The sequence below is a fragment of the Paenibacillus sp. yr247 genome (assembly GCF_900103825.1).
Classification (GTDB): domain Bacteria; phylum Bacillota; class Bacilli; order Paenibacillales; family NBRC-103111; genus Paenibacillus_E.
The window spans coordinates 1-7445 of record NZ_FNIF01000063.1 but is presented as its reverse complement, the minus strand read 5'-3'; the positions used below and the strand labels follow the sequence as shown (position 1 = coordinate 7445).

5 protein-coding genes and 2 pseudogenes are annotated in these 7445 nt (G+C 39.6%); 2 read left to right on the top strand and 5 right to left on the bottom strand.

Annotated features, from left to right (window positions below):
* Positions 1 to 190: 190 nt before the first annotated feature.
* The 4 genes and pseudogenes from BLT91_RS30170 to BLT91_RS30155 form a co-directional block, all read right to left on the bottom strand.
* Positions 191 to 723, bottom strand: a pseudogene (locus tag BLT91_RS30170) (IS110 family transposase); the annotation flags it as partial.
* 239 nt (positions 724 to 962) lie between these two features.
* The gene (locus BLT91_RS30165; protein ID WP_090827929.1) at positions 963 to 1739 is read right to left on the bottom strand and encodes a YheC/YheD family protein; all 777 of its coding nucleotides are present in this window, start codon (positions 1737 to 1739) and stop codon (positions 963 to 965) included.
* 27 nt (positions 1740 to 1766) lie between these two features.
* Positions 1767 to 2972, bottom strand: a complete 1206-nt coding sequence (locus BLT91_RS30160) for a threonine synthase (RefSeq protein ID WP_090827927.1) — start codon at positions 2970 to 2972, stop codon at positions 1767 to 1769.
* A 515-nt stretch (positions 2973 to 3487) separates the two neighbouring features.
* Positions 3488 to 4173: pseudogene (locus BLT91_RS30155) on the bottom strand (transposase); the annotation flags it as partial.
* A 159-nt stretch (positions 4174 to 4332) separates the two neighbouring features.
* On the opposite strand from BLT91_RS30155, the gene BLT91_RS30150 reads away from it, so the two are divergent.
* A complete protein-coding gene (locus BLT91_RS30150; RefSeq protein WP_090827925.1) occupies positions 4333 to 5991 on the top strand; it encodes a COG4705 family protein in 1659 nt (552 codons plus the stop codon).
* Positions 5992 to 6157: 166 nt separating this feature from the next.
* On the opposite strand, the gene BLT91_RS30145 is transcribed toward BLT91_RS30150, so the two are convergent.
* Positions 6158 to 6880 (bottom strand): glycosyltransferase family 2 protein, encoded by a 723-nt coding sequence (locus BLT91_RS30145; protein WP_090827923.1) that lies wholly within the window; start codon positions 6878 to 6880, stop codon positions 6158 to 6160.
* 260 nt (positions 6881 to 7140) lie between these two features.
* On the opposite strand from BLT91_RS30145, the gene BLT91_RS30140 reads away from it, so the two are divergent.
* Positions 7141 to 7416 (top strand): recombinase family protein, encoded by a 276-nt coding sequence (locus BLT91_RS30140; RefSeq protein WP_090827921.1) that lies wholly within the window; start codon positions 7141 to 7143, stop codon positions 7414 to 7416.
* The last annotated feature ends 29 nt before the right edge of the window (positions 7417 to 7445 follow it).

The window sequence follows — 7445 nt, the reverse complement described above, 5'->3', positions numbered from 1 at the left end:
CCGCTTATTTCGTATATTAAGAATCGTTAATAATAAAGATACTACAAAATAATGAAGATGAAAAGCACGCTTAACATAACTTCTGGTAGAACGTTGTTCTGCTACTGGCTCATGATCGATAGCAGATTATAGCACAACAGCGCGGAAAGAACGAAAAGAACAATAAACCAACTATTCGCAAACTGTTTGTTAACCAACGGATAATGCGATTCTGCAACCGGACGCTGTAGGCGACCCAGAACTCCCGATCGCTCATTAGGGTACGTAAGTCTTTGGAACTCTTGGGTTTGTCGCGTATGTTCATAATAATAACCACGGCTTACAATATCCGCAATGACAAGAGTATCCTTCGGATCACTCTTGGAAGGACTATTATCGCGATTCTCCTTGTTTCTTTTGTGGCTGGATTCACTAAGACAACGTTCGTTCCTCTGTTTGTAAGCCAATTCGCTAAGTTCCACCAATAATGTCCTGTGGGTTCCATGCCAATGATAACACTGTTCAAACGGTGCTTTTCCTGAAGTCCCTCTATCCAACGCTGCAGCTTTTCAAACCCTTCTATGGTGTTACTAAATGAAAGGTGACGATTCGAGAGAACGATTCCGCGAAAATTCGTAGCTTGTGCCACATGAGTTTCCTTAGCCATATCGATACCTACAACAAGATGAGATGTGGTAATTTGTTCAATTCGTTGATTTGTACTTCGGATTGTTTAAACTTCATAATAAGAGCGCCTCCTTGATGGTGTTGGGTTTTAAACCCGGGACAAACCCATCATACCGAGGCGCTCCTCTTTTGACAAAGGCTATTTCTTAGCCCTAACAGGAATGTTTAACGTAATAAAGCTGCCGATTGTGTCAGCAGCTTCGTCAATTAATGTTTATTCAACTATAGTTCTTTGGTTTTTGCTTCGATGGTTTCATATTCACATACCACCTTTATTTTGTTGAAAATTATATATTTTATATCAGACGTGTATTATTTTTCCGATAGGACCAATACAGGTTTTTGATTCTTTTAAAAAACGTTTTGTCGTTCAATTTGTTAAAAAGTCCGTGCGATGGATCGTGCAGGTTTACTTCTATAATCCATATTTTTCCTTGTTTATCCACAGCCAAATCGATTCCACTTTGATAAGAAAAAAAAGGATATTTTTCAGAATATTGAATAATGCGGTGGCTTAACTGGATGAGTTCTTTTTTAATGTTTTCCGCGCGTTCATTACCACATGATAACGACTTTCTTAGAGCGTCCTCAACGGTCAAGACATAACCGCCGCCGCGACGGACATTGGAAATAATGCTGCCAGAACCGGCCACCTTCGCCACCATACCGCTATAATGCCATTTTCGCTTTGCGTCGCGCATCATCATCACCCGGATATCAAAGGTTCTACCGTTGATTGGAGCTAAATCGATAGCTTTTTGGACGATTATCGTTCGCATAGGGAGAGCATTCTTCACTTTCCGGTACAGATCCTGGGTCGAAGAAGCGTCTTCTGCTTTGCCTTTAATTTTGACAAACCGATACCCGCCATTGCTTTTCCACGCTTTCACGATCCCCCTTCCCGTATGCACCCTAGTAGCTTTGATGTAAACGTTCTTATATTGGCTCAAAAAAGAAAAAAGTGTCTTCTGAGTAAGCGGTTTTGTAGGAGGTAAATACTTGGCGATGGCGGGATTTTTAGAGTAAAAACGATGCATTTTCCATTTATCTACCCTGAATTCAATACTTGGCATCCGTTACATTCCCCCGATGTCCATGATTTATATTAGACTCTTAAACTCCGAATAGTTCCTTATGACAGCCATGTCGCTTGGTTTCCAAGGCATATATTTAAGCGCATGCGAAGTATTGAATAAAACAACCGTTTCCTTCTCTGTAATCGCTTTTTTATCATGAAGCCTGAGCAAACCCGCAAACGTGGCCGCGCCTTCAGGAGAAGAAGAGATGCCGAGGGATCCCAATGTTTGCTGGGCTGAACGGATTTCTTCTTTGCTGACAGCGATGGCAGCGCCGTTCGTTTCTTTTAAAATGGACACGACAAGATCTAAATCAGGGGGAAAAGGGACGCGCAGTCCAGTAGGGTTTGTTGCAGAATGAAGCGACAGTTTTGTTGGTAAAGAGGCATTTTCCATCGCGTCAACAATAGGTTGACATCCTTCTTCCTGTACGCTAATTAATCTAGGTAAGCAACCTCTAATAAACCCTAATGCTTTTAGTTCATGAAACGCTTTCCAAATCCCAATGATTCCGGAACCTCCTCCGGTCGGATATACAATAACATCTGGTAGTTTCCAATTTAATTGCTCCGCTATTTCAAATCCCATCGTTTTCTTGCCTTCGACCCTGCCTGGTTCCTGCAGAGTTCCCGCATTAAACCATCCTTGTTCCGTTTTCCCTTCTTCTATGATTTTGCCGGCGTCATGAATCATGCCGTCTACCAAGAAAGTAAAGGCACCATAATGCTTGCACTCTTCTATTATCTGAGGAGGGCAGTCTTGCGGTAAAAATACATAGGCCTGCATGCCGGCTCTGCCTGCGTAGGCAGATAGAGCTGAAGCTGCGTTGCCGTTTGACGGTACGGTTACTTTTTTGATTCCTCTTACGGATAATAGCGAAACCGCAACAGAAAATCCTCGAGCTTTAAAACTCCCCGTTGGATTTTGCTCCTCTCTTTTGATCCAAATCTGTTTGAGAGAAAGCTTCTTCTCCAACGAATGAAGGCGCACGAGAGGTGTCCAGCCTTCCCCTAAAGTAACGATCGAATCAAAATTCCGGATCGGTAGTATCTCGTGATATCTCCATAATGAAGCAATTGAGCGCTTTTTTAAAATTTGTTTATTGAAGAGTAGATTTATTTTTTCTAAATCATATTCGACTAATAATGTTCCTTTACATATGCATCGTCCTATTAGATCAAAGTCAATTTTCTGAAAACACTTTGAACAACGTAACCAGCATTTGTCCATTTTACGTCTCCTCATGGGGTATGATGTAACGGCAGTTTCTCTATGTTATTCAATGGCCTTTTTATTGAGACGGCTATTGCCTAATGTCGCCATTCATGCTTAATGTCAGGAACAGATCTTGTAAAAACAGCAATCCGGAAAATAAAGAAGACCGTGAAATCCTGCGAACAAGTGAGCATACGTAAGAAATTAACCCTTAAAACCGAGGGACGGGCAGTAAGTGTGTTCGCAAACTGCTTAGATATGGACTAGGTTGATTCTGCTGCTTTAGCCAACGGCGAAAACGTTTGATAAAGGAATACTACCTTACGGAAGAGAATTTGGCGACGAACGTGAAAGCTCTAATTTAAATTAATCAAAGAAAATAATAAACTAAAAATGTGAAGTGGACATGCGAATTATTCTCGTCCTGTCCTCTTCATCGAGCGCCTATTGCTGAACAAATTGTTTGAGCTGCCCGTTAGCCGTCCATGCAGCGCAAGACCAACGCTGCATCACGGAGGATGAAAATGCAGTATTATCTCTTCTTCCGTCATGGCCAAGTGCTCTTTGTAACCAAAGAATGATTTTGTATGGCTCTTCCATCCAAACCTTGCATCCGGAACTACAGCTGAAAGAATCCCTTTCTGAGAAAGCAAGCGCTCATCCTCTACAATTTGTTTCGCGATTCGCAGTTTCTCGGATAGGGCACCTTCATGATCATGAACCATTTCTTCAATCTTAATCTTTTCTCCTAATTCAGCTAAGTAATGTAACATAACTTGCTCGGCATTTTCTTGATCACTTTTCACCACAAGTACTGTAGGTAGTTTCTTCTGCAACTTCTGATGTCGTTTGATTACCGTACGAAACAGCCGTTTGGCAGCATCTCGAAGTACATCTAGTGGGCGTTGTTTTTGGCTCGCGGCTAGGTATGAGTTGCATCCATAATGATAGTTTTGGTTTTGATAAGACCTTGATCGATACATTGCTTTGCTTAACCACTCTCTTTAACACATCGTCCACTTGACTTACACCTAAGAGGTGATTACGAAAACGAGATAGCTGTGATGAATCTGGAAGAGTGTCTTCTGGGTTTAGACCCACAAACCACTTATGCGAGGTTAACCTGCGATTCCTGAATGATACTCTCGTCAGAGAGATTGTAGAGGATCTGAAGAAATACAAGTCTAAAAAGCAGTTCCGGCTCATTAGCTGGTCTACTTGTGAAATTGCTAATAGTTTTTAATGTAATTTTAATCTCACTATATTAATGTTATTTTATTCTCACTAAAACGTGTTTTTACAGATATCTTTTATAGATTGAGGGGAAACTAAAAATTATGTTGTGGGAAACCACTTCAAAGAAAGGAAATTATGTATGGAAGCAAACCAAAATAAATTGAAAATGTTACTTAACAAGGTGCCAGAAGTTACTATTTTCTTCTGGATAATCAAGGTTTTATGCACAACTGTTGGTGAAACATTTGCGGATTTCATCAATTTCAGTCTCGGATTTGGTTTAACTGTCACTACAATAACTATGGGAGTAGCGTTTTTCATCGTATTGATTCTTCAATTCAGAGCAACGAAATATGTTCCAGGACTTTATTGGCTAACGGTTGTGCTTATTAGCGTATTTGGGACGTTGGTAACTGATAATTTGACAGACAATGTTGGAATACCTCTTGAGGTTAGTACACTAGTTTTCTCTGTGCTACTAGGATTAACTTTTCTTTTTTGGTATCTTAGTGAAAAGACACTATCGATCCACTCGATTTTTACAAGAAAAAGAGAAGTTTTCTATTGGCTAACCATTCTTTTCACATTTGCACTTGGAACGGCAGTCGGCGATTTATTTTCCGAACAACTCGGTCTAGGCTATCTTCTCACAGGAACAGCAGTTCTTATCATCATAGCTTGCGTATTCTTGGCATGGAAATTTTTGAAGCTTGATGGGGTATTGGCGTTCTGGATCGCGTATATTCTTACTCGTCCACTCGGAGCATCATTAGGAGATTACCTGTCTCAACCGAAAGAGAATGGCGCGTTGGCTTTGGGGACAACAGTTACTAGTGTCATTTTTCTTATAGCTATTTTAGCGATCATCGTTTTTCTTGCTGTTACAAAATTTGATACATTGGCAAAAAGTGAACTAGCAGAGACAAACGAAGCAAATGGAAGCAAGAAACATGTTTTGACGCAAACCGCTGTGGTACTGTGTATTTTCTTAGTAGCTGGTATAGGCGGTTATGTTGGGTTAAGCAATCGTATAATATCGCAAACCGATTATGCACAAGCTACATCGGCTTCTCCACAAGTTGCATTAGCTGGACAATTATCCGATTTCGTAAAAATTGAAACGGATATGCTAAACAATGTAAACTCAAATGACTTTGCTTCAGCAAAAAAAGGTGCAGACAATTTGGAACATCAATGGGACACTTCTGAGCCTAAGCTTAGGAAAATAGATGGCACTACATGGACCAAAATTGATGGAACCATTGACGTGGTATTGGCATCCGTTCGTTCAGGAAAACCTGATGCCAGCCAGAGCAAAACCGCACTTAACAATTCGCTTACTATCATCAATGGAGCAAATCAATCAGCAACGCAAACCGATTCTTCACAAACGATTACATCCGTTGGAACTTCGCAAACCGATTCTCAGCAATCTACATCAGTTGGAAAATCTCAATCCGATTCTCAACAAACTACATCAGTTGGAAAATCGCAAGCTGATGCCCCACAAAATAAATTAGCCGGACAATTATCCGATTTTGTTAAAATTGAAACGGATATGTTAAACGCTGTAAACTCAAATGACTTTGCTTCTGCGAAAAAAGGCGCAGACAGTTTGGAACATCAATGGGACACTTCTGAGCCTAAGCTTAGGAAAATAGATGGCACAACATGGACCAAAATTGATGGAACTATTGATTTGGTATTAGCGTCAGTTCGTTCGTCAAACCCTAATGCCGACAAGTGCAAATCTGCACTAAATAATTCGCTTAGCATCTTTAACGAAGCGAATAAATAATAAAGAAAAACGGTCGTCTGTTTACAGACGACCGTTTTTCGCTTGATTATGTCAATATCTGACTTCGCAAAACTGGTTTGTCTTTATGGAAACTAACCCTCTTCTCCTTAATTATCTAGAGTTATCTTCCAAACCGCATTTCCAGGCCACCACCAACCCTTATTAGTTATTGCCTTACAAGGCCCTTATAGTTCAGAGTGTATTTGACCAGCTTGCTATTTTTAAGCCAATAACGATCCTGCACTTTCATAGTATGGCTTTTTGGATTTTTTCTTCGAATATAAACATAATTGAATTTATCTGTAGAATAAACTTTAAATCCTCTAGCTCTACATTTTTTTAAAAACCGTGCATCTTCACCTAATGATATATTTGCAAATTTCACACGATTGAATACCTTTTTCTTAAACATAATCGTTCCGCCGGCTACAAATCCGACTAGTCTATCTCCTCGGTTAGGATTACGAAGAAACAAGCTTTTTTTTGAATGTAGATAAACATAAACGGAGCTTTTCCAAACAACATCTACATCTTTTCGCATTAAAACACTCATACTTCTCCTTAAATAATTCGGTGCATAATAATCATCATCATCAAACTTGGATATATATTCATATTTAGCTCTGGCAATGGCAAAATTCAAACAGTTTCCTAGTGAAATTTTTTCGGGCATACGGTAAATGGATACATTTTTGAGATGCTTAGCCTTATTTCGGTAAGGAATTAGGCTAACATCATCTCGATTAACGATAATAATCAGTTCTTTATTGATCCAAATCTGATTATTATAATTACTAAATACATTATTTATAAATTTGGAGTTATTTGTACACGCAATAATAGAGACACCCTTCGTAGCAGTAGAAGTATGAAGTCCTGCAAAGCTCATACTTTTTCCCCCTTTCCATCAATATATATATAATTCTATGAAACTAATTCATAAATTGTTTGGACATTTGATATAGTAAAGTCAAATGTCGGTGAGTGATTTGGATAGATATTTAATTGGTTTTGGCTCAGATATGAAAAAAACCATGTCGTTCTTCAACTAACGAGAATCGATAGTTCAGAATTAACCGCATAATAATAGGGCGGTTTTTCTTACGGTTGAAAATCAACAATCAAGGTTAACAGAGCCAATTCGAGGAATTGCTTGATAGAGGTATCAATGTACACTTCTTGAAGGACAATCTGATGTTTGAAGCTGTTGAGAAGGCAAGTCCAATGCAGTCTCTAACGTTTAACATGCTAGGTGCATTTGCACAGTTTGAGAGAGACTTAATCGTAGACCGCACCACAGAAGGTCATGAACGTGCTAAGAAGAAGGGTACACACATGGGAAGACCTGCACAGGATGTAGAAACAAATAGAGCTCTTCCCTTCTCCCACTCTAGATCACCTTTATACATGCTGAACAACTGGTGAGACAATGAGCGAGAGTCCAGCAAAATATC

Bases quoted from the DNA above. Each gene is read 5' to 3' on its own strand.
- BLT91_RS30160 (WP_090827927.1), bottom strand. From the start codon at position 2,972: ATGGACAAATGCTGGTTACGTTGTTCAAAGTGTTTTCAGAAAATTGAC.
- BLT91_RS30165 (WP_090827929.1), bottom strand. From the start codon at position 1,739: ATGCCAAGTATTGAATTCAGGGTAGATAAATGGAAAATGCATCGTTTT.
- BLT91_RS30145 (WP_090827923.1), bottom strand. From the start codon at position 6,880: ATGAGCTTTGCAGGACTTCATACTTCTACTGCTACGAAGGGTGTCTCT.
- BLT91_RS30150 (WP_090827925.1), top strand. From the start codon at position 4,333: ATGGAAGCAAACCAAAATAAATTGAAAATGTTACTTAACAAGGTGCCA.